The following is a 23,326-nucleotide window of genomic DNA, read 5'->3' as shown; positions in this document are numbered from 1 at the left end:
ATCTTAACTCAGACCAAGGTGATGACAAGGCATATTGAAATGCTCGACGCGCTGTTCAAACACGCGACGGAGGGTATTGTGGTGGTGGATAAATCCGGTACGATCGTCATGCTGAACCCCAAAGCACGCGAGCTCTTCGGCTACGCGGATACGGAGTTGATTGGCAAGAAAATAGAAGCACTTATCCCGCACCGGTTTGCCCACAACCACGTGCACTACCGCGACGGATACCTCGAAGAACCGAAAGCACGCGGAATGGGACACTTAATGGACCTTTTTGCGAGAAGGTTCGACGGCAGCGAATTTCCGGTGGAAGTAAGCCTGAGCCCATTTAAAACCAGTGTGGGCGAATTCGTGGTGAGCTTTATCGTGGATATCACCGAGCGTAAAAAGCAGGAAAAGCGCATTATTGACGCGAACCTTGAAATACAAAAACTGAACGCGGAACTCGAAGAACGTGTGGAACTGAGAACGAAAGAACTGGCGAATGCCTTGCAGAAGATCGAGGAATCGCAGGAAGAAGTGCTCCGTGCATTGAAGAAAGAAAAGGAGCTGAACAATATGAAGAGCCAGTTTGTGACCATTGCTTCGCACGAGTTCCGTACGCCGCTGGCTACCATCCTTTCTTCCGCCTCGCTGATCAGCAGGTATACCACCACCGAAGAGGAGGAAAAAAGGCACAAACACGTGCAGCGGATCAAGTCGGCGGTAACGAACCTGACCGAGATATTGAACGATTTTCTGTCCATCGGCAAGCTGGAAGAGGGTCACGTTCACATTGTTCCCGTGGAAGTGAACCTGGCTGCATTCGGAAACACACTGGTGGAGGAAATGCAGGGACTTTGCAAAGAAGGCCAGCAAATCCATTTTCAGCAAAGAGGAAATGCGGAGGTCTGGCTCGACAAGCAGCTTTTACGCAACATTCTTTTCAATCTGCTTTCCAATGGGGTGAAGTACTCCGAACCGGGAAAAATGATCAGCCTGAATATCAATGCAGACGCGGACACGGTGGTTATCGAAGTGAAAGACCAGGGTATAGGGATCCCGAAGGCAGACCAGGCCAATGTTTTTGACCGGTTTTTCCGTGCACAGAATGCAGGTACCGTACAAGGGACAGGGCTGGGTTTGAACATCGTAAGCAAATACGTGGATTTGATGGGCGGAACTGTCTCCTTTTCGAGTGAAGTGGGTGTGGGTACTACTTTTGTGGTAACATTGCCGAACCTGGTACCCTCCAAGTCAAAATCCATTGCCCTGTAAGTGAATCTGAATCATTGAAACTGACGAAAATTGGAAACCAAAAAGATACTGTTGATCGAAGATAATCCCGAAATGCGGGAGAATACGGCCGAAATCCTGGAACTCGCCAACTATAAGGTTGCTACTGCGAAAAACGGAAAAGAAGGTGTGCAAGTCGCAGCCGAGTTTGCCCCGGATATGATCATCTGCGACATTATGATGCCAGAGCTTGACGGTTACGGCGTGCTGCACATGCTCAGCAAGAATGAAAAAACGGCCAATATCCCATTCATTTTCCTGACCGCAAAAGCCGAGAAAGAGGATTACCGCAAGGGAATGACGATGGGCGCGGACGATTACCTGACCAAACCTTACGACGACATCGAGCTGCTGAACATTGTAGAAATGCGGCTTCAAAAAAGTGAGCGGCTCAAACGCCAGTTCGAACGCTCTGCCAATGGACTGGACCAATTTATCGAAGACGCGCAGGCTTTTGATATGATCGCGAAGCTGGCGGAGGATAAGAAAATAAGATCGCTTAAAAAGAAAGACACGATTTACACGGAAGGCAGTTACCCTTCCAACATTTACTTTTTGAGGAAGGGAAAAGTCAAATCCTATAAATCAAACGGCAGCGGGAAAGAGTACATTACTGATTTGTACAAAGAGGGGGATTTCTTCGGCTATCTCGATCTTTTACAGGGTGAGCCTTACCAGGAAACTGCGATTTGTCTGGAAGAGTCAGAAGTTTCAATGATCCCGAAAGACGATTTTTTCAACCTTTTGCAGGCTAACCGCGAGGTATCTTCGAAGTTTATCAAAATGTTGTCGAATGAAATCAAAGACCGGGAAGAACGTTTGCTGCAACTGGCATATAATTCAGTGAGAAAACGGGTCGCGCAGGCGCTGGTCATGCTCGTGCAGCGCTATCAGGAAGATAAATCGAAACCATTTTCCATGTCGATCACCCGCGAAGATATTGCTTCCATTGTAGGTACAGCCACGGAAACGGTGATCAGGACTTTGTCCGACTTCAAGGAGGAAAAACTGATTGATATGAAGGGAAGTCTGATCACCGTTTTTGAATACGAAAAATTGGCAAGAATGCGCAACTAGACTTTTGGTCTGGCTGCGCATTCATTCTTTTCAGGCGCAAACTGCGAGCTCGGTAACTGTCAAACCTGACTCGATCTCAGTCAACTGCATTAACATTTCTGCACGATATGCTTCATCCTGGTTCTGCATTTGCGGGATCAGGGTTTTATAATAATCGATACCGGCCAGCAACTGTTCGCGGAATTTGGTCAGGTATTTTTGCTTCTTGTCAGTGAAGTTCCGGAGGTGCATTTCCATGTCTTTCCGGTAATGCGTCACGTACAAATTCAGTTCGTTGATAAACATATTCGGACGTTTCACATTGGACAAAAGGTTGATCTTCCCATAGATATGTGCCACCATTTCATCGAGTGAAGCTACTTCCGAGAACCACGCCAGGTTAGGTCCCGGGCAAATGGCGACGCCGTGATTTTCCCTTTTTGCCAGCAAACCGTGCTTGATCAGCGTGCCGGTACTCAGCCCGTCGCACAGGCAAACTTTCTCAGTCACTGCATTGAACTGCTCCTGGTATTCACCTTCCGGCAGGTTCAGCGATTTCAGCTGCTTGATCTTCAAGTTCTGATACTCGCGTGACGCGGTACAGATCGGTTCCTGCGTGAATTCGGTATTCGAAACGAGGTACTTCTTGGTACACGGACTGCCCGGCCTGCCTTTCGCGATCCTTTCCAGCCGCTGCTTTTCCGAGCTGCTCTTTTTGAAGTTATTGAACAAAACACCCAGCGGCGAAGAATTGCTTACATAATAGTCCGATTCATCGGCACTCGCGAGATTGCCCAACGTTTCCTGGTCCACATTGGTAGCCTCCGGCACAAGCAAAAACGGACTTCCCCAGCCGGTTGCATCTACCTGGTAATGTTCAAGCAGAAAGCTGTCTTCCTTGGCAGTCCCGATTCCTCCCTGCACGGTAATGCGAAGCGCAGGCGCATTGGTTAGCTGAATGTTCTTGGTCGAAAGCGCATTTTGATACAATGTAAAAAGCTCGTCCACAAGCTCCTGTCGCTTTTCTTTGAACTCTTCCAGAATCGGCCCGAGGAGATAACCGTCGGTAGCAAATGCGTGGCCGCCACAATTCAGCCCCGACTCTATCCTGAACTCAGAAACCCAGATCCCTTTCTTGGCGAGGTACTTGGCCTGGATCAATGCGGAGCGGAAGTCGCTGACCTTTAAAATGATTTTTTTTACAAAATTCCCATTGGTATCAGGCAGAAAAACATCGAACTGATCAAGGTAGTTGTATAAACGCGGGTTCATTCCGGCCGAAAGCACGAGCGACGCATGGAGGTTGCTGTTGGCAAAGCCGCGCAATGCAGCCGACGCGTCAGAGAACTGGTCGGGCAACTTTTCGCCGTACACATCCTTGTTCAGCTTGTCCACTTTCGACATGATATTCACGTCGATTGCCCCTTTTACCAAGCCTTTCCGCAACTCCTCCTCTATCTCAGCACGTTCGGCCGGGTTTTCTGTTGCGAGCATTTGCAGGTACCGCCTTTTCAGCGGAGCAGCATCAGGTAATAATGTGAAATAGCGGGTGATTTCTGTTCCATTTTCGAAAGCTGATTGACGCAGGTTGTCAAATTTGCGGTTGACAATCCTGTCGAGCAGGTTCAGATACTCGGTAATGCGGCGGCTCCTGAAATCGGGCTCGTCTTTGTTGATCGGGGTATAGCGCTCGTTGTTTTGAAGTGAATGGAACCTGCGCATGCGCTCGATCATCTCGTCATCGACGATTGAAGCGACTGAGGAAATGCCGTAATGCGCGACTTTGGCCGGCGTATCCACCGAATAACCTAACCCGAGAACAGGAATATGAAATGTATGCATTGTTTTGACTTTGGATAAAATTCTGATAAAATCCCAAAGTCAAAACTAGGCGCATTCGCCTTCCCGAAATCTGACCAGCATCGGGTTCAAATATGAAAAAGATCAGTTTGTGGAGTTATTCAAGCACAGTGATATTGTAGCCTTCGCTTCTCCGCGATCACTGAGGCAGAGATAGTGAATTGACACCTAAATACTTATTTTAAGAGGCTGTCGATTTTACTTATAATCTGCGGATCAGACGGCCTGGGCGCATCTGCGGACACAATTTTTCCTACCTGATCAATTAAAATATAATGTGGGATTCCGGTTACGCGGTAGTACTCTGCAATGCGTTCGTCCGGATCTCTTTGCCGCAGGTGAATTCCTTTCAAATTTGGTTTTTTTTTCAAAAAAGCTGTCCATTTCGCTTCATCAGCATCGCCTGAGACAAACAGAAATGCGACTTCGGGATTGTCGCGGTAGCGTGCGATCAGCTTTTTTGAATGCGGAAATTCAGCAATACAAGGCCCGCACCAGGTCGCCCACAGATCGATGTAAACCACCTTGCCAGCCAGATCACTCAGTTTTGTACGCTTTCCATCAGGCGAGTAAGCAGTAAAGTTCAATGCAGGCTGGCCGCTTTTCAATTTATGGGAAGCCGCAAACTGTTCGTCCAGCTCCCGCTTGAAAGGTGAGTTAGGAAAAGAATGCAAAAAGTGGCTATAAAGGGAATCAGAAGTGGCAGTAATTTCACTTTCCCTGAAACAGACCATCAAATTCCTGGCGAGTAAGAGCTCCTCAAAATCAGATGCAAAATGGCGTGACTTAATCACTTTTTCTGCTTCCAGCCCGATCAGTCCTGCGTCATAATCAGCTTCAATTTCGTCCAGATGGTATTCGATCGGATGCAGCAGCTTGTGCATTAATTCTGCATTGAGCAGATCTAAATAGAAGGGAAACTTGCGGCGAAATAATGCAGTATCTGCCTTTAAATCCATTAAAAAATCAGGAGCATATTGATTGGCAGCATTGGCTCTTTGTTTCCAGCTATTGTAAATCTCGTCACTATTCCAGTCCGTGTAACTAGCTGTCAACCATTTGACAAAGCTGTCGTTTGAGGCAAGCAGAAGCGTTCTTTCCTGTTTTGTTAAACCACCATCGCGCCGGATCATTTCATTCACGCTGGTAAGGGATTTTTCAACAGATTTGATTACTGCATTTCTTTGACCCTGCGAATATTTCCCAAAATTCAACCGAATATCATCCGAAGCCCGCAAGATACTTTTGGTTGCCGTTCTCTCTTTGTACAAATAGTCGTTGAACTTAGCCCGGGCGCCTAGAAATTCCGGCTGCCCGTTGCGAATGCGCAGCTTAGCTTCCTCACCCCGCAAAAGCAGCATCGCATAAACTGACACAGTATCCAGCCTGACGTTGACAAGCTGCTCATTTACAAGAGGTATGTGTAGTGTCACCCGCCCCCGCTGGTCGAATTGGCCGCTGTCAAGTACCACGTTTTCATACGATAAAAGCGGAAAACTTTCGATCCGAACTGCTCTTCCGGTACAATCGTCACAATCGACTGTGACGATTGCTTCACTTCGGTCGCGCTCACGGCAAGTCCACAAAAGCAGACTACTAAAAAGTACCAAAAGACAGCTAGGGTATCTGATCATGTGCTTAGAAAATTGAAAAAACTTAACAAATCCATAACCGCGTGTTCTCATTGGGTTTGCATTCAAGTTCGTCCTTTGCAGTGTGGCCGGCACTTACCGGCTTTGCATTCAAAGTGACTCTATCCAATGAAAAGAAGGGATTTTTTTACAAATAGCTCGGCGGCTCTTTTGGCTGGGCCGGCATTGTTCCGCGGCAACAGCGAAACTTCGGCTCCCGTTAAGAAAGGCAACATAGCCAAGAATATCATTTTCATGGTCAGCGACGGTATGAGTACCGGTACGCTGAATATGGCCGACCTGTTGCTCAAACGCAAACATGGCCGGGATACCAGCTGGATGAAACTGTACCTGGAACAAACCGGAAGCCGCGCATTCATGGAAACTTCTTCCTCCAATGCATTGGTAACCGACTCAGCCGCAGGCAGCTCAGCCTGGGGCGGCGGCAAGAAAGTGCCAAACGGAAACCTGAACGTAAATGCAGACGGCAGCTTCAACAAGCCCATTCTGCAAAAGTTCAAGGAAGCGGGTAAGTCGGTTGGCTGCGTTACTTCGGTGACGATCACCCACGCTACGCCGGCTGGTTTTTGCATTAATAATAAATCGCGTGGTGACGAGTCGGAGATTGCAGCGCAGTACCTGGATCTCAAATTTGATGTGATGATGGGCGGCGGAGCGGAGTTCTTCGATGGAGAAAAGCGCAAAGACAAAACGGATCTTTTTGCAGATTATATCAAAGCAGGCTACACCGTTGCCCGCGACCGCAATGCAATGCAGGCGCTTAACAGCATTCAAAAACCGGTACTAGGTGTTTACTGCGAGGGTGCACTTCCCTATTCGCTGGATACTTTCGAAGATAAGGATCTGCAACAAAAGGTGCCTACACTGGCTGAAATGACTGCTAAGACACTCGAACTCGTTTCAAAGAACCAGAAAGGTTTTGCGATCCAGGTCGAAGGCGGCAAGGTAGACTGGGCTGCGCATTCAAATGACGCGGGCGGGTTGCTGTACGATCAGATCGCATTCGACGAAGCGATTAAAGTAGCACTCGATTTTGCAGCGAAAGACAAAGAGACACTTGTGATTATTACAACAGACCACGGCAATGCAAATCCCGGTCTGTTTGGCAGCGACAAGAAATTCGATCTTTTTCAAAAATTCAAACATACCAACAACTGGATCCTAGGCGACCTCAAAGAAATGCCTACTGCGGCACAACTCATTGAACGCATTGAGTTTGCACAAGGTTACGCAATCAAACAGGCGGAAGCGGAAAAGTTGATCGGGTTAATTGGTGACAAAAATGAAAAAGGGCTGTACATCACCAATAAGAAGCTTTTTAAGGAGCTTGGGGCCATTCAAACGAACTATACCGGAGTCGGTTGGGCGGGAATGGACCATTCCGGTGACTATGTGGAGCTTGCGATGTTCGGCCCCGGCAGCGAAGCTTTGAAGCCTTTCGTAAAAAATACAGAGCTGCACAATTTCATGCTTGAAAAAACCGGAATAGCGAAAGCGTAAAACACTGTAAAATGGCCGCATTCAGCAGAATTGCGGCCATTCTTATGTTTGAAGCATGAAACAGCCTATTTTTGGCGATCACATATCAATTGCTGATTTCATGTCAAAAACGTTCTTCAAAATTACCCTGGTCTGCATACTGGCCGCATTTGTAAGTCCCTCATTCGCACAGTCACGCCCCGACGTGGAGAAAAAGCTCACTGAACTCGGTATCACCCTAGCCAAAATGAAAGCCTCGAATGGCAACCTACTGCGGGCTGTCCGGGTGGGCAACCTGGTTTATCTCTCCGGCCACGGACCCGACAAGCCCGGCGGCGGGCAGATCCTCGGTAAAGTAGGCGACGACCTGACGGTGGAACAGGGAAAAGAAGCTGCAAAACTGTGCGGTATCGCATTGCTGGCCTCCTTGAAGCACGAAATCGGCGATTTAAATAAGGTTAAAAGAGTAGTTAAAGTACTTGGTCTGGTCAATTCGACCCCGACGCTCACGCAGCAGCCGCAGGTAATCAATGGTTTTACGGACTTTATGGTTGAAGTATTTGGGGAAAGCGGCAAGCACGCCCGCTCGGCGATCGGCGTAGCATCGCTGCCTTCGGGTATCGCAGTGGAGATCGAAATGATCGTGGAAGTCGCTCCCTGACAAGCCAGAAGTGATTCTCAGAAGGCCCGGGTTTCTGATCCGGGCCTTTCCTGAAAGTGAAAACCTGGTCAGCCGGAACATTAAATAAAATCCGGATTAACAGGTACGCTGCTCTGCATATAGGTATCCCAATCCTTCCAAACCGGCTCATAGCCACTATTCCGTATCACCCGGGCGATCTCTTCGGGTGAACGCTCATCTGAAATCTCGAACTGTTCCAGCGAGTCCGCCTCCACTGCATAACCGCCCGGATTGGTTTTGGAACCTGCACTAATGGACGTAATGCCCAGCTGAATGCAATGATTCCTGAACTTCTCCGACTCGCGGGTAGACAGCGAAAGCTCCACTTCTTCATTCATGATCCGGTAAGCACAAATCAGCTGTACCAGCTCCCTGTCCGACATTTCCACCTTTGGTTCCAGTCCGCCGGAGAATGGGCGAAGGCGCGGGAAGGACAAGCTATACCGCGTTTGCCAGTATGTTTTTTCAAGATATTGAAGGTGCAATGCGGTGAAAAAGCTGTCTGTCCGCCAATCTTCCAATCCGATCAGAACACCCAGTCCCATTTTGTGAATGCCCGCTTTCCCAAGCCGGTCGGGCGTTTCGAGCCGGTACAGGAAGTTGGATTTCTTGCCTTTGGGATGATGTTTGCGGTAATCTTCCTGGTGATAGGTTTCCTGGTAAACTAATACAGTATTCAGTCCCAGCGGAATTAATTCGCTGTATTCTTCGGTATCGAGCGGTTGTACTTCCATGGAGATCATCGAAAAATGCGGCCGCAGCAGGCGGAGCACTTTCTTGAAATAATCTACATGGACAGTCTGATTAGCCTCGCCGGTAACCAGCAGCACATGCTCATACCCCAGCGTTTTAATTACCTCCACCTCCTTTAATATTTCAGTTTCCGAGAGCGTCCGCCGCCGCACCTTATTGTCCAGACTGAACCCGCAATAGGTGCAGATATTGGTGCATTCATTGGACAGGTAAAGCGGAATGTACATTTGGATGGTCTTACCAAAGCGCTTTTGGGTCAGTTTGCGGCTGAGCTGCGCCATCGGTTCGAGGTAAGCCGAAGCAGCGGGAGATATCAATGCTTTAAAATCTTCCACTGTTCGCTTTTCCGAAGAAAGTGCCTTTTCGACGTCGGAGGCTGTTTTTGAGTAAATACTCGTCTTCACCTCTTCCCACCGATATTGATCAAAAATCTCCTTAAAGCTCATCTAAAAACGCTGTTAACGGGCTGCTCGCCGAAGCGAAGTTGCCTTGTTTTCCTAATTTCGCTTCAAACGCCATTCTGCCCCCTTCCACAGCCATGCGGAAAGCGCGCGCCATGTGAACCGGATCACCGGCCGAGGCGATTGCAGTATTCACCAGCACTGCATCCGCTCCTATCTCCATTGCCTTCGCCGCGTCGGACGGGGCGCCTATACCCGCATCGATCACGACGGGTACGCGGCTCTGTTCAATGATAATTTCAAGAAAGTCGATCGTTTTCAACCCTTTATTACTCCCTATCGGCGAACCCAGCGGCATTACCGCGGCTGCTCCTGCTTCTTCAAGCCGCTTGCACAAGACAGGGTCCGCATGAATATAAGGGAGAATGACAAAGCCAAGCCTGGCCAGTTCCTCTGTGGCTTTCAGCGTTTCAATGGCGTCGGGCATGAGATACTTGGGATCGGGGTGGATTTCGAGTTTGAGCCAGTTCGTCTCCAATGCTTCCCGAGCGAGCTGCGCCGCAAACACGGCCTCTTTTGCCGTTCTTACGCCGGAAGTATTTGGTAAAAGGTTGATTTGGGGGTGATTCAAATGCAGGAGAATATCGTCCTGATTGCTATGAATATCCACCCGCCGCAATGCGACCGTCGCCAGCTCGGAGCCCGAGGCAAGCAGCGCTTCTTCCATTATTTCCGAAGAACTGAACTTGCCGGTACCGGTAAAAAGGCGCGATGTAAATGTCTTATCTGCTATTTTCAGCATAATACTTTCTGAATTTGATGAACAATAACTTGTGGATCAGCCACATTGATGAGCGCCGAGGACATAGCAACTCCGTGCAGACCGGCTTTCAACAAGGCCGGCACGTCAGCAGGCATAATCCCCCCAATTCCGACAATAGGTGTATTGAATTCCGCCTCAGCCATTTTTTGCATTAATACGCTGTAACCTTCAAAACCCAGGACCGGACTGAGGTTTTGCTTGGTAGTTGTAAATCGAAAAGGTCCCAACCCAATGTAATCCGCACCTTCCTTGACGCGGAGAACGATATCCTCCCAGGAGTTGGCAGTACCGCCGATTATCAGCCTGTCACCCACTAATTCTCGGGCTTCCGGTACTGACATATCCGTAAGCCCGAGATGCAGCCCATAAGCTTCCACCGCTTGCGCCACTCTCGGAAAATCATTGATAATCAGTCTTGCGCCGTACTGATCGCATAACTTGGTGGCTTCCCAGGCTAGTCGAAGCACTTCCTCCTCCGGCCGGTTTTTGACGCGCAGTTGTATCCAGCGACAACCCGCTTCCAGCGCTAGCCGAATGCTCTCCATATGTGATATCGCTTCATTTTCCTGAGAAATAAATTGCAGCCTGCCAATCCTGTTTTCCCCGGCTTGAAAGCTGGGGCAAGAGATTGGGTTTGTTTCGCCTTTGGCGAAAATTGGAGGGGCAAATTCATTCGGCGCTCTCAGAAAATCCCTGGCCCCGGGTTTCAACCCGGGGGCTTTAGAAAGCCAGATGCTGCCGAGGAATGCGGCGCCGTCGAAGCCCATTTGAGTTATTGATTGTATCCTGGAAGCATCGATTCCTCCGATTGCGATTACTTCTCCACTATATCCCTGGCGATCGAGTTTGAAGTTTGGTGGCAATGCAGCGCGGTAATTTTGTTTTGAAATACTATCGAAAACAGGACCTAAAAGTGCGTAGCTGAATGCATTCGATAAATTCCGCAGCATTCCCGCTTCGTGAATGGAAGTACTAAGTATGAAACCGCGTGATTTTAGCTCTTGTAGCGATTCTTCTGTTTGTTCCAAACGAAGCTGCTCCGGGAAGTGGAGCCTGTTTATACCAAATTCCTGCGCGAGTTCATGGTGCTGGTGCAATGCGATCTGCGGATAGTTGCCCGGATTGATGTCACCCAGCAGCCTGGCGAGCTCTTCCCTGGTACAATCTGGCTTCCGCAAATGCAGCAGCTGCATTCCATCCACGAAAAGTGTAGTGATTTGTACTGCTTCGCCTGCAAAGAAATCGGGCCTTGATATGATGATCTTTTTCATGGTTACAGATAGATTTCGCTGCCCTTTTCAGCAAATTCACGCGCTTTTACCTGCATTCCTTCTTCAATCGCGGTGTCTGTCAGCATTCCGTTTTCTTCCGCATACTCGCGCACATCCTGCGTGATTTTCATGGAACAGAAGTTAGGCCCGCACATGGAACAGAAATGGGCGATTTTGGCACCTTCGGCAGGTAGTGTCTCGTCGTGAAACTCCCGGGCTGTGTCGGGATCTAGTGAAAGGTTAAACTGGTCGGCCCAGCGGAACTCGAACCGCGCCTTGCTCAATGCATTGTCGCGGTACTGCGCGCCGGGGTGACCTTTGGCCAGATCGGCTGCGTGGGCGGCGATCTTGTACGTAATTACACCGTCTTTTACATCTTTTTTGTTTGGTAACCCGAGGTGTTCTTTCGGTGTCACATAGCACAGCATTGCAGTACCAAACCAGCCGATCATCGCCGCGCCGATGGCCGACGTAATGTGATCATAACCAGGTGCAATATCCGTAGTAAGCGGCCCGAGGGTGTAGAAAGGCGCTTCGCTGCAATGTTCCAGCTGCTTTTCCATATTTTCTTTGATCAAATGCATCGGTACGTGGCCCGGCCCTTCGATGATCGTCTGCACATCGTGCTTCCAGGCGATTTTAGTCAGCTCGCCCAGTGTTTCGAGTTCGGCAAACTGTGCGGCGTCGTTTGCGTCGGCAATGCAGCCCGGGCGCAGCCCGTCGCCCAGCGAGAAAGCCACGTCGTAAGCTTTCATGATCCCGCATATCTCCTCGAAATGCGTGTACAGGAAATTCTCCTTGTGGTGCGCGAGGCACCATTTCGCCATAATGGAGCCTCCTCTCGATACGATCCCGGTAATGCGCCTGGCAGTCAGCGGAATGTAGCGAAGCAAGACGCCCGCGTGTATCGTGAAGTAGTCGACTCCCTGTTCGGCCTGCTCGATCAGCGTGTCCCGGAACAATTCCCATGTCAGCTCCTCTGCTTTTCCATTTACCTTTTCCAAAGCCTGGTAAATCGGCACGGTACCAATGGGCACAGGCGAGTTGCGGATGATCCATTCGCGGGTTTCATGGATGTTTTTACCGGTTGAAAGATCCATGATGGTATCCGCGCCCCAGCGACAAGCCCACACCGCTTTTTCAACTTCTTCCTCAATGCTCGACGATACTGCTGAGTTACCAATATTGGCATTGATCTTGACCAGGAAATTACGCCCGATGATCATCGGCTCGCTTTCCGGGTGGTTGATATTAGAGGGGATAACCGCCCTTCCTGCCGCTACTTCCTGTCGTACAAACTCGGGTGTAATGAAGGTTTTAGGGGTATTTGCACCAAAACTGTGACCCGCATGCTGGTGCGACAATGCGCCCATTCTCCCATTCATTTCAATGAGCTGCTGATCGATCCGCTGGTTTTCACGAATGGCAATATATTCCATTTCGGCGGTGACAATGCCCTTTTTCGCATAGTGAAGCTGAGATACGTTGTGCCCGGCCTTCGCACGCAGCGGCTTGCTGACGTGCGCAAAACGCAGGTGATCAAGCTGAACGTCGGCCAGCCGCTGCCGGCCGTAGCTCGATGATATTGTTTCAAGCTCTTCCACATCCTGCCGCGCCCTGATCCATTCCGACCTGAGCTGTGGCAACCCTTTTTTTACATCAATGTCAATATGCGGGTCTGTAAAAGGGCCGCTGGTATCGTATACAGTTACCGGTGCATTGGGCTCGGTTGCGCCGGGTTTCCCATGAATTTTCGTGTCGCTTAAAGCTATCTCGCGCATTGCAACCGAAATGTTGTGCAGCTTGCCTGGCACATACACTTTCCGGGAATTAGGAAAGGGAGTCCGCGTGATCACGCCGCTCTCGGGTGTTTTTTCAATTTTCATAACAAAAAGAAATGGAGCAAACCGCTGCCGGTAGCAGGGCGGTTCAGGTGAAAAATGATAGATTGATTGGCGAAAACGGGTGGTTATCCTCCCTGAGTAGCTTTAATCAGGGTAATGCGGTCGTGGGGCTGCAACTGACGCCGCTCCCATTCAGACCTGGCAAGCACGGACTGGTTGATCGCGACGGCAATTCCTTTCAGGCTGTCGGGAAAAAGTCCGGACAAGAGCTGCTGAACTGAGTAATGTTCAGGAATTTCGCGGGATTGATCGTTGATGATGATTTCCATTCTGAAAAACGTTTTGTGACAAAAACTTCAGGAATGGACCTTTACGGAAAGATTCATTGAGACACAATAGTAGTATCTCTTACTTTTCCCTTCGGCAGTACTAACTGCATCAGGTTCAAAGGGTATTATCTCAGTCCGCATATCGGGACACCCCTAAAGTTTCGACAAAGCTATCTGAAAATGCGGTTTATCAAAATTTTCAGAAAATAAAATGTATACTCAGAAATCAGCATTAAGCCCGGACGAAAGCCGATTCAAGCACTAAAAGACTGACGGTAAGTATCAAAACCGGGCAGGTGATGAAATGGTGTTCCACCAGAAATCACACAGTTGGCGAAAAAGCTGCATGGATTCTCTCAGGTTTTTTCCCTTCATCACAAATGCATTGGCCTGATGGGAATAGCTCTCGCGGATATCAACCGGATTATCTGAAAAACTGAACACAACCACCGGCACAAATGGTAGCCGGGCGTCTGAAACGGAGTTCTTCATGGTGCTCAGCAGATCAAGTCCCTGCTGCCTGGTGGGCAGGTACAGGTCCAGAATAATCATATCGATCGGAAACGGAGATACATCAATGTTGTCGCGCAGGTACTCGCGGGCAGTTGCATCGTCGCTGAAACGGGTGATATGTACATCGGGCAGGATCTGCCGCAGCGTGATATTCATCAGTTCCCAGTGATCGTCGCTGTCTTCCACGATCAGGATATTTTTACCGCTCAGGTTTTCCGGAAGCGCTACTTCTTCCTGCAACGGATAGGTGTTTAAAAACGAAACGCTGATCGCTTCGGCGAGCTTGCTGTACGCATGGTAGGTCACCGGTTTCGTGATATAGGCATTGATCCCCTGCCGGTAAGCTTTGAAAATAAGGTCTTCATTGGACGAAGTTGACAACATGACAATGGGCACGTGCCGAAGCTGGCTGCTGGTCCTGATAACAGACAAAGCTTCAAGCCCGCTCATGCGTGGCATGTTCATATCCATGACGATCAATGCGGGTTCGTGCAGATTGGCAGAGCGGTCCATCAATTCAAGCAGCTCGATACCATCATTCACCTCGATGATATTCACATCATGCATTACCTGTTCAAGGGCTTCTTTAATGAGCATCCGATCGTCCTCGTCATCATCAACAAGAAAGATTGATTTATGGGTTTCGAACTTTGGAATACCCGTCATGATTGTTGGTTAGTAGTTTTTCCGATGTTGCGTAGTAACCGCAAAAGTACCAAAGAAAAAGGAATTCTGGTGTAACCTCGGCTTTCGGCAATCGGCTGTCGGCTTTTCTTAGCAGACTTCGGCTGTCAGCTGTTAGCTGTTAGCAATTAGCTATGGCATCGTAATTCAAAAAAGCCGAAGTCTGACAGCCGAAAGCCGAAGTACAACAGCTAACAGCCAACAGCCAACAGCTAACCTCCCTACATCAACATTCCCCCATTTTTTTATACATTTGAAAGAATAAACATCTTTTGCGTTGAACCGGCTTTTGTCACTTCTGCTTTTTGGTCTGCTGCTGTATAATACAGTGGGCTATTCGGTTGTGTACCTGCTGGAAGAAGCGCCGGTGATGGTAGCGGGTAGCAGGCAGGCACAAGAGGATTTTACAGCAGATATCGTCATCAAATTGCCGGTGAACCTCCCCTACCAGAATGACTGGGAAAATGCCGAACCCGCGGAAGGTAAAATCCGGCATAACGGGCAGCATTATCAGATGAAAACCAAGCAGCTCATCGGAGATACAATCTACGTTCATTGTGAATTTGACCAGAATGCGCGTGACCGTTTTACTGCACTGGTATCCAGAATTCAGGATGAAATTGCAGGCGCGCGTCCGCAGAAAGGCGCACATTCGGTTGTTCTTAAATCGTTCCTCAAAGATTATCTTGCTAATAAGAGAAAGCACATTTTCTACATTCTGGAATGGATTCCTGCGGATTTGCAGATTGCTGATGATTATTTAGTTACCACCTTTGGGACCCTCGTAGACCCCCTAAGTCCCCCTCCCGACCTGGCATAAGCCCCTTCTTTTTACACCAAACATTCCGGCAGCTCAGGCAAGCTTTGCGGCATTTTGCCCGCATTGATTTCCTGTGACTGTCCTGTCATATTCTTCTTTCCGGCTTATTCCATTTCAAAATGAAAAAACATATATACCTCGCGTTCACAGCGCTTTTTACTTCTATCATCTCTTTCAACGCCCATTCACAAGGCTGTGTGGCGATCCGCAGTACGGGGAATGCCTGTATGCTCGCTCATGCCGACAGTACCGATCACCCGCAATGGGTTTTAACCACCAGCGCGCGTTATTTCAAATCGTTCCGCCACTACTCAGGTACGACCGAAAACAAGGAAAGGCTGGTGCAGCATACCGAGGTAATTAACCATACTGCATCGCTGGACATCAATCTCACGCGGATTTTGAACGATCGCTGGTCCATTATGGTCGACTTACCGATCATTTCCAATGCGCGTTCTTCGCTGTACGAGCATGGTTTGATCAATGGCGCAAACAAATTCAATGAGCGTCACAGCATGCATTCATTTGGCATCGGCGATTTGCGGCTGGCGGCTTACCGGTGGCTTTTTGATCCGAAAACAAGCTCGCGCGGCAACATTCAGCTGGGATTGGGTATCAAGCTGCCGACCGGCGATTACAAATACGAGGACTACTGGTACAATGTGGGCCCGAATGGAAGTAAAGAGCTCCGCCCGGTAGACCAGTCCATTCAGCTGGGCGACGGCGGGACCGGCTTTACAGTGGAGGCAAATACTTATTACAACCTCACGCACAACTTCGGCGTGTACGGAAATTTTTATTACCTGATCAATCCGCGGGAGCAAAACGGCGTGAGAACCTACCGGGAAACACTGTCGCCCAGACTTGCTAACGAGGCTATCATGAGCGTGCCTGACCAGTACATGGCGCGCGGCGGGGTGAGTTATGCGATCAACGGACTTGTACGCGGACTGACCGCAGCAGCGGGTGCGCGGCTTGAAGGTATTCCGGTGCACGATCTGGTGGGTGGAAGTGGTGATTTCCGCAGGCCGGGATATGTGTGGAGCATTGAGCCAAGTATCAGTTATTCGTCTGGCAAATTCGGCTTTTTTGTAAGTGTCCCGGTTGCATTATCGCGCAACCGCACGCAGAGTGTTACTGACAAAGCCTACTCAGCAGCCACGGGTACATTTGTAAGAGGCGACGCTGCGTTTGCAGATTACTCCGTAAATGCGGGCGTTTCGTTCAAATTCTGATTTTACCAAAACAAATAAAAGTGCCACCTGGTCGAAAACCCGGTGGCACTTTGTCTTTAGTTGGTTTTGTTATGCAGATTGAATTTACATTATTGCAAAAGAGAATTCCTGATCCTGTTACTAACCACCAACCTTTTTAAACAATGGAAAAATTTACTACCTCTGACGCTTCGGATTCAAGAAGGAACTGGCTCAAAAAGTCGGCTGCGATTGCATCGGGCGTACTTACCGGCTCGCTGGCGGTTGCTGCACCGGAAAAGAAGCCGGTTGTGACCAGAAGATTGCCAATTGCGGTTTCCAGCTATTCGTACTGGCCGCTCACAGGCGCCAAGTACCCGATTGAAAAAGTGATCGAAAATGCAGCCCGAATCGGCTTTGACGGCGTGGAGGTACTACACCGCCAGATGGCAGAAGAATCGGTTTCGTATCAAAACAAATTGAAGCGGCTCGCATTTGACAGCGGGCTGGCGATGCCTTTGTTATCCATTCACCAGAATTTCCTCCAACCCGACGTGGCCAAGCGGAAAGCGGATATCGAGCATACTTACAAATGCATCAATATGGCTTCGCAAATGGGAATTCCATGCGTGCGTATGAACACCGGCTCGTGGGGAACCATCAAAAACAAACGTCAGACTGACTATTATACCCACGGTGTAGAGCCGCCGATTGAAGGTTATACCGACGAAGACGGGATCAAATGGACCATCGATGGAATGGGTGAATGCCTGCAATACGCTGAGAAAGCCGGGATTGTACTTGCTCTGGAAAATCACTGGGGATTGTCTTCCAACATCGACTATCTGCTGAGAATGTACAATGCGCTGAAAAGCTCGCCTTCAATGGGACTGAATGTGGATACCGGCAATTTCGTGGGCGAACCTTACGCCGGACTCGAAAAGCTGGCGCCTTATGCGACCATTGTTCAGGCGAAAACCTATTACGGCGGCGGCACATTTTACGACAAGGAAATGGATTACACGCGCATCGGCAAGATCTTCCAGAATGCAAACTACAAAGGTTTTGTCTCGCTGGAAATGGAAGGTAAGGAAAACCCGGAAACCTCGGTACCCAAAAGCCTGGAACTGCTGAGAAAGGCATTTACATTCACTGCCTGATACATTTTGTTATAACCAAAGAAAGCCGGAGGTACCTGGGTACTTCCGGCTTTCTTGGTTTGAGCCTGCTTATTTTACGACTCTTTTGGCCCAGTTGAAAATCGTCGAATATACCTCTTCTCTCACGGGTTTTCGGGAAAGGACGAGATCGTGCATGCCGCCGGGTACCGCCTGAATGCTGTACTGTCCGACGATATTTTGTGCGCGCCGGGCGACCTCAGTCACGTCCAGCACGGCGTCGCCATTGAAAAATACATCGCTCCACTTCTTTTCGTCCATGGATTTGGCGGCGTGCAGTACAAGTACCGGTTTGTCGATCTGCAAGCCTTGCAAGAGCTTTTCCTGCCCCAGATGTACCGCCCGGATCCAGCCAAAGTTGACCGGCGGCGCAATGAGCGGCTTGAAACCCAGGCTGTACGCCCATTCACCGTGATAATCCCTGTGCAGGCTTTCTCCGTAAAGCGGGTTAATTCCGAGATCAATGAGCGTTTCCGGATGTTTTTCGGCGCGTCTGATCATCAATGGAAGTGCCGTTTTTTTCAGTCCTGATTTGATGTTCAATGCAAAGAGCGGGCTGTTTAGCAGAAGTGCGTCAAACTGCTCGCGTCCGTTTCGCGCGTCTGCATACACAGACACAATTAACCCGCCTAGCGAGTGCCCCATTAGCAGTACCTTTTCATTTCCCTCATTGTGGATGATATGCAGGGTGGTATCAATGTCGGGGAAGTACTCGGAGAGCTCTCTTACATTGTTGAATTTCTGGTGCGCCAGCCAGGAGCGGCCGTATTTCCGCAGGTCGACTGCATAGAAATTGTATCCTTCTTTGAGAAAGCGCTCCGCCATTTCTTCCTGAAAAAAGTAATCGTTGAACCCGTGCACATACAGAACTGCCTTGCTGCTTTTCGGAGTCGCCGTTTTCCGGATGATCGTGCAGGTTACACTGCCTTCATAGTCGGAAGGTTGTACGATGGTCGCCTGTTTGAATTCTTTCCCGAGTATATCTCCGAAATAAGTAACCTGCCCGAACGCAGAGCAGGCGCTCAGTCCGACTAAAAGCAGGTATCCCGCAAGTTTTTTCACTGGCTGTAAATTGAAAAATGAGGCATAAATATAGCTTCAACTATTCAATTTTCTTCAACTCTTCGCCGCGATCCGGTTTAAGGTTTACCGTGCGGAATTCGGGGTTCGTATTGTTTTCTATTACAAAGCCTTTTGCAATATCCACTTCAATGCGAACGGAGTTGGTCGTGAACTTGAATATATGTCCGCCAGCTTTGAGATCCGCCGATAGGTAATGCAGGTGGAAGCCCGGCACATTAGTCCTGGCGAGGTAAGGAGGCAGCAGAAATCCATTGCAGGTACCCTGCGTATTTTGGATTTCAAAAAGTGCCTGGTTCGTTTTCAAATGCTGGGTCAGTGTCGGGTACGGAGGCGTCGCGGAGCGGGCTGCGCGGGTGGTCATTGCGGAGAAGTTGCCGGTAATCCGAAGTGCGTATATCCCGTTGGGGTTGAGGATTCTCAGCAGATGTTCCTGCACGTTTTCATAGCTCAGGTTTTCCCCTGTGAGCGTAATCACAGTATCAGCTTTGAAGTATTTGACAAATGCGGCGGAGGTACTGTCGGAGTCGCGCACCTCGCTTACCGAGCCGTCGTACGATACCTTATATACCCGGCCTTTGTCCATGATCAGTTCGCCGTCGACCTTATTAAAAGTACCCACACCGAAGTCGCCGCGCGTTTTCAAACCGGCAATATTCAGATCTCCATCGAAAACGCCCGCCATTAATGCATCAATAATGGAATACTGGTACATGAGATCTTCATTCTGAAGATGCTGCAATCCGTGGGAGCGGGAATTCTTCGACATCTGGCAGCCGGCGAAAATAAGCAGCAGTAATGCGAATGATAAAAGGCGGGACTTGGAAAAAGGGCTCACAGATGTATTTGAGTTGAGAATGGATATAAACTAAACACCGCAGCAGCCCTGCTTTACTTGCCCGATTGGCTTAAAGCGCAAATACGCATTCAGAATAGGCATGATTCGGGTTTAAATTGAAGTAAATAAAGGATCGCACTGACGCAGTTGACATTACAGAAAAAAAGCGGCAACTTAAAAACATTGCGCTTTCCTGACCATTCACCAATTACCAACCCGTTCAATGAAAAAGACACTACTCCTGTTACTATTGCCCGCGTTGTCATTTGCACAGACAACCCCTGTTCCGATGTCGCCCAAAGCCGCCAAGATCCACGCAAAAGCGCTGACAATCGACACGCACGCTGATGTGCCCATTAACATGATGAAGGAAGGCTTCGACATCGCTGTGGAGCATGATTATGAAAAAGACCGCTCGCAAATCGACTTCCCGAGAATGATTAAAGGCGGAATGGACGGGATGTTCTTTGCCGTTTACCTCGGGCAGGGAAAGCGCACCGACGAAGCGAATGCAGAAGCAAAAAAGAAGGCGCTCGCCATTTTTGACAAAATACACGAAACTGCCCGGCTTCACCCGGATATCGCCGCCATTGCAACTACCTCCAAAGATGCTTACCGCCTCCAAAAAGAAGGAAAACGCGCAATGTTCATTGGTATGGAAAATGGCTGGCCGGTCGGGAAAGATATCACGAATGTGAAGCAGTTCTATGATCTTGGACTGAGGTATATCACGCTTTCGCATTCGCTGAACAACGATATCTGCGATTCGTCTACCGACGGCGACGGTCCTGAGCACAATGGACTAAGCAAGTTCGGGGAGGAAGTAGTAAAGGAAATGAACCGGCTTGGTATGATGGTGGACATTTCTCACGTATCCGATTCTACATTTTACGACGTGATCAGACTGACCAAAGCGCCGGTAATCGCCTCGCATTCGAGCTGCCGGGCATTGTGCGATGTGCCCCGTAATATGACAGATGATATGATCAGAACGCTGGCCAAGAATGGCGGGGTAATCCAGATCAACTTTGTGCCCGGCTTTGTAAAAAAACCTTCGCAGCCACACGAAATGTCACTCAAAGCGCTGCGGTTGAAAATCCGCCAGACGGACCTTTCAGATGCAGATAAAAAAGCGTTGCGGGACGAGATGAAGGCTATTAATGAAAAGTACAAAGGCGATATGCCGACCGTGCAGGATGCAGTCAACCACATTGAGCACGTGATCAAACTCACCAGCATAGACCACGTGGGAATCGGAATGGACCTGGATGGCGGCGGTGAGGTGATCGGCCTGAAAGATGTGAGCCAGATCGGGGCGATTACGGAGGAGCTGGTAAAAAGAGGCTACTCAGCGAAGGATATCGAGAAGATCTGGGGAGGCAATATCATGCGTGTTCTGGACCAGGTGGAGAAAGCGGCGGGGAACATCTGATAACCTGCTTTTTGCGCAGTTTTCAAAGGAAATGGAGTAAAAAAATATATACATTTAGAGAAATAGTTTAATAAAATTGCAAATCTTACACTCTCTTAATGATTATCACAAATTGCGTTCAAACAAATGGCTAAGTCAGCGGATAATAAAAAAACAAAGTCAGCAAGCGACCTTCCGGAAAACGGAACATTGAAAACCGAAGGTCAGGAACTGAATGCGGTCGAAACAGTTAGCCGTTTTACAGATTTTGATATTCATCTTTTTCGTCAGGGAAAACACTTCAAGCTTTACGAAAAGCTCGGCTCGCACGTGATGGAACACAAAGGTGTAGTCGGCACATACTTTGCGGTATGGGCGCCGAATGCAACTTACATTTCCGTGATCGGGAACTTCAACGGCTGGAACAAAAGCGGGCATTCGCTCGCGCCAAGGTGGGACAGCTCGGGTATCTGGGAGGGCTGGATACCGAATGTAGGCGTCGGGGAAGTGTACAAATACTATATCGTTTCACAAACCGGCGAGCATCTCGAAAAATCGGATCCTTTCGCGCTCTGGTGCGAAGTGGCTCCGAAAACCGCCTCAATCGTCTGGGATACCTGGTATGAATGGGGCGACTCGGACTGGATGAAAGTGCGGAAGGAAAAAAACAAGCTGAATGCACCGATATCGGTATATGAAGTTCACCTCGGCTCCTGGCAGCGCGATCCCTCGGACCCGCTTCGCTTTTTGACCTACAAAGAAATAGCAGCAAGCCTGGTGCCTTATGTGAAGGAAATGGGTTTCACGCACGTGGAGCTCATGCCCGTAATGGAGCACCCCTACCCGCCTTCGTGGGGATACCAGATTACGGGGTATTTCTCCTGTACTGCGCGCCACGGTACCCCGCAGGAATTGATGTACCTGATAGACCAGCTTCACCAGGCGGGAATCGGCGTGTATGTAGACTGGGTACCCTCCCATTTCCCGGGCGATTTGCACGGACTTTACCGCTTTGACGGTACTGCGCTTTACGAACATGAGGATCCTAGAAAAGGCTATCACCCGGACTGGAAAAGCTACATTTTTAATTATGGCAGAAATGAAGTCCGCTCATTCCTGATCAGTAATGCTATTTTCTGGCTCGACAGGTACCATACCGACGGACTTCGCGTGGATGCAGTAGCTTCCATGCTTTACCTGGATTATTCGAGAAAGCACGGCGAGTGGATCCCCAATGAATTTGGTGGAAGAGAGAACCTCGAAGCCATTTCGCTGCTGCGCGAAATGAATGTAGCCGCCTACACCGAGTTCCCTGATATTCAGACGATCGCCGAAGAATCTACTGCATTCCCGGGTGTTTCACGACCTGTTTTTGTTGGTGGATTGGGCTTTGGTATGAAATGGATGATGGGCTGGATGAATGACACATTGAAATACTTCCAGCTTGATCCTGCATTCCGCCGCTGGCACCAGGATCAGCTCACATTCAGTCTCGTTTACTCGTTTTCTGAAAACTTCATGCTGCCATTCTCGCACGACGAGGTGGTTTACGGGAAGAAATCGCTGATCAACAAAATGCCGGGCGACGAGTGGCAGAAGTTCGCGAACCTGCGGCTGATGTTCACTTATATGTTTACCCACCCCGGTACCAAGCTGCTTTTCATGGGCGGAGAGTTCGGGCAGGCTTCTGAATGGAATTTTGAAAGAAGTCTGGACTGGCACCTGCTGGAACAAGCGCCTAACATGGGTTTGAAAGATTGTGTCAAAGCCTTAAACCAGCTTTACAAAGACGAGCACGCATTGTTCGACCATTCTTTTTCAAGTGAAGGTTTTGAATGGATCGATACCCAGGACCGGGAGAATTCGGTGCTGGTTTATGCAAGGAAGGGCCTTGATCCCTCGCAAAGTCTCATTATCGCATTGAACCTGACACCCCTGCCGAGAAAAGGTTATCGCGTGGGCGTACTTTCGGAAGGCAGCTGGCAGGAGATATTCAATTCGGATTCGGAGACTTTCGGCGGCAGCGGTATTATCAACTATGATCCTGTGAGCTCGGAAGCGCACAGGTGGCACGGAAGAGCCAACTCGCTGCTATTAGACCTGCCGCCAATGGGCGCAGTCGTTTTGAAGAAAAAAGGCGCCAAAAAGCTTCTTTGAGGCCGGTAAATTACTTTATTCTAA

19 protein-coding genes and 1 riboswitch are annotated in these 23,326 nt (G+C 49.2%); of the genes, 9 read left to right on the top strand and 10 right to left on the bottom strand.

The genetic code is table 11. The annotated features are described in order from the left end of the window. Positions 1–21 precede the first annotated feature (21 nt). Positions 22–1,260 carry a PAS domain-containing sensor histidine kinase gene (locus Q369_RS0124415; RefSeq protein WP_229206939.1) on the top strand — a complete coding sequence of 413 codons (1,239 nt, stop codon included), beginning with the start codon at positions 22–24 and terminating at the stop codon, positions 1,258–1,260. Between the two features lie 30 nt (positions 1,261–1,290). Then, a complete protein-coding gene (locus tag Q369_RS0124410) occupies positions 1,291–2,355 on the top strand; it encodes a response regulator (protein ID WP_031530341.1) in 1,065 nt (354 codons plus the stop codon). A 30-nt stretch (positions 2,356–2,385) separates the two neighbouring features. Here Q369_RS0124410 and Q369_RS0124405 read toward each other — a convergent pair whose 3' ends face one another. Next, on the bottom strand, positions 2,386–4,176 hold the full coding sequence (locus Q369_RS0124405; protein WP_031530340.1) for a hypothetical protein: 1,791 nt from the start codon (positions 4,174–4,176) through the stop codon (positions 2,386–2,388). A 194-nt stretch (positions 4,177–4,370) separates the two neighbouring features. Further along, the gene (locus Q369_RS28595; RefSeq protein WP_169739291.1) at positions 4,371–5,828 is read right to left on the bottom strand and encodes a TlpA family protein disulfide reductase; all 1,458 of its coding nucleotides are present in this window, start codon (positions 5,826–5,828) and stop codon (positions 4,371–4,373) included. Positions 5,829–5,954: 126 nt separating this feature from the next. On the opposite strand from Q369_RS28595, the gene Q369_RS0124395 reads away from it, so the two are divergent. Further along, the gene (locus Q369_RS0124395) at positions 5,955–7,346 is read left to right on the top strand and encodes an alkaline phosphatase (RefSeq protein WP_031530338.1); all 1,392 of its coding nucleotides are present in this window, start codon (positions 5,955–5,957) and stop codon (positions 7,344–7,346) included. A gap of 100 nt (positions 7,347–7,446) precedes the next feature. Next, complete coding sequence (locus Q369_RS0124390; protein ID WP_031530337.1) at positions 7,447–7,986, top strand: RidA family protein; 540 nt, start codon at positions 7,447–7,449, stop codon at positions 7,984–7,986. Positions 7,987–8,066: 80 nt separating this feature from the next. Here the strand turns inward: Q369_RS0124390 and thiH are convergent, their stop codons facing one another. The 6 genes from thiH to Q369_RS28590 all read right to left on the bottom strand — a co-directional run bounded on the left by thiH (position 8,067) and on the right by Q369_RS28590 (position 14,607). Next, positions 8,067–9,206: a 2-iminoacetate synthase ThiH gene (thiH, locus tag Q369_RS0124385; protein WP_031530336.1), complete on the bottom strand. Its 1,140-nt coding sequence runs from the start codon at positions 9,204–9,206 to the stop codon at positions 8,067–8,069. Then, on the bottom strand, positions 9,196–9,963 hold the full coding sequence (locus Q369_RS0124380) for a thiazole synthase (RefSeq protein WP_031530335.1): 768 nt from the start codon (positions 9,961–9,963) through the stop codon (positions 9,196–9,198). Before Q369_RS0124380 ends, thiH begins: the two co-directional genes overlap by 11 nt. Next, positions 9,957–11,255, bottom strand: coding sequence for a thiamine phosphate synthase (locus tag Q369_RS28935; RefSeq protein ID WP_084165845.1), 1,299 nt, complete (start codon positions 11,253–11,255; stop codon positions 9,957–9,959). The genes Q369_RS0124380 and Q369_RS28935 overlap by 7 nt, the downstream gene beginning before the upstream one ends. 2 nt (positions 11,256–11,257) lie before the next feature. After that, a complete protein-coding gene (gene thiC / locus Q369_RS0124370) occupies positions 11,258–13,141 on the bottom strand; it encodes a phosphomethylpyrimidine synthase ThiC (RefSeq protein WP_031530333.1) in 1,884 nt (627 codons plus the stop codon). An 83-nt stretch (positions 13,142–13,224) separates the two neighbouring features. Beyond that, positions 13,225–13,428, bottom strand: a complete 204-nt coding sequence (gene thiS, locus Q369_RS28930; RefSeq protein WP_031530332.1) for a sulfur carrier protein ThiS — start codon at positions 13,426–13,428, stop codon at positions 13,225–13,227. Between the two features lie 69 nt (positions 13,429–13,497). Then, positions 13,498–13,593, bottom strand: a riboswitch (TPP riboswitch). A gap of 117 nt (positions 13,594–13,710) precedes the next feature. Next, positions 13,711–14,607 carry a response regulator gene (locus Q369_RS28590; RefSeq protein ID WP_051664265.1) on the bottom strand — a complete coding sequence of 299 codons (897 nt, stop codon included), beginning with the start codon at positions 14,605–14,607 and terminating at the stop codon, positions 13,711–13,713. 307 nt (positions 14,608–14,914) lie between these two features. Here Q369_RS28590 and Q369_RS0124355 point away from each other — a divergent pair, with 307 nt between their 5' ends. The 3 genes from Q369_RS0124355 to Q369_RS0124345 all read left to right on the top strand — a co-directional run bounded on the left by Q369_RS0124355 (position 14,915) and on the right by Q369_RS0124345 (position 17,798). After that, positions 14,915–15,445: a hypothetical protein gene (locus tag Q369_RS0124355; RefSeq protein WP_157488302.1), complete on the top strand. Its 531-nt coding sequence runs from the start codon at positions 14,915–14,917 to the stop codon at positions 15,443–15,445. A gap of 119 nt (positions 15,446–15,564) precedes the next feature. Further along, positions 15,565–16,680, top strand: coding sequence for a hypothetical protein (locus Q369_RS0124350; protein ID WP_031530329.1), 1,116 nt, complete (start codon positions 15,565–15,567; stop codon positions 16,678–16,680). Between the two features lie 143 nt (positions 16,681–16,823). Further along, positions 16,824–17,798: a sugar phosphate isomerase/epimerase family protein gene (locus tag Q369_RS0124345; protein ID WP_031530328.1), complete on the top strand. Its 975-nt coding sequence runs from the start codon at positions 16,824–16,826 to the stop codon at positions 17,796–17,798. A gap of 69 nt (positions 17,799–17,867) precedes the next feature. On the opposite strand, the gene Q369_RS0124340 is transcribed toward Q369_RS0124345, so the two are convergent. Both Q369_RS0124340 and budA read right to left on the bottom strand, forming a co-directional pair. Next, a complete protein-coding gene (locus tag Q369_RS0124340) occupies positions 17,868–18,878 on the bottom strand; it encodes an alpha/beta hydrolase (RefSeq protein ID WP_031530327.1) in 1,011 nt (336 codons plus the stop codon). A 40-nt stretch (positions 18,879–18,918) separates the two neighbouring features. Beyond that, positions 18,919–19,734, bottom strand: coding sequence for an acetolactate decarboxylase (gene budA, locus Q369_RS0124335; RefSeq protein ID WP_229206938.1), 816 nt, complete (start codon positions 19,732–19,734; stop codon positions 18,919–18,921). A gap of 223 nt (positions 19,735–19,957) precedes the next feature. On the opposite strand from budA, the gene Q369_RS0124330 reads away from it, so the two are divergent. Then, on the top strand, positions 19,958–21,166 hold the full coding sequence (locus Q369_RS0124330; RefSeq protein ID WP_031530325.1) for a dipeptidase: 1,209 nt from the start codon (positions 19,958–19,960) through the stop codon (positions 21,164–21,166). Positions 21,167–21,292: 126 nt separating this feature from the next. Further along, a complete protein-coding gene (glgB, locus tag Q369_RS0124325; protein ID WP_031530324.1) occupies positions 21,293–23,302 on the top strand; it encodes a 1,4-alpha-glucan branching protein GlgB in 2,010 nt (669 codons plus the stop codon). The last annotated feature ends 24 nt before the right edge of the window (positions 23,303–23,326 follow it).

Source organism: Dyadobacter crusticola DSM 16708 (genome assembly GCF_000701505.1).
Lineage (GTDB): Bacteria > Bacteroidota > Bacteroidia > Cytophagales > Spirosomataceae > Dyadobacter > Dyadobacter crusticola.
The sequence above is the reverse complement of the archived record's forward strand: the minus strand, read 5'-3'. Positions and strand labels throughout refer to the sequence as shown.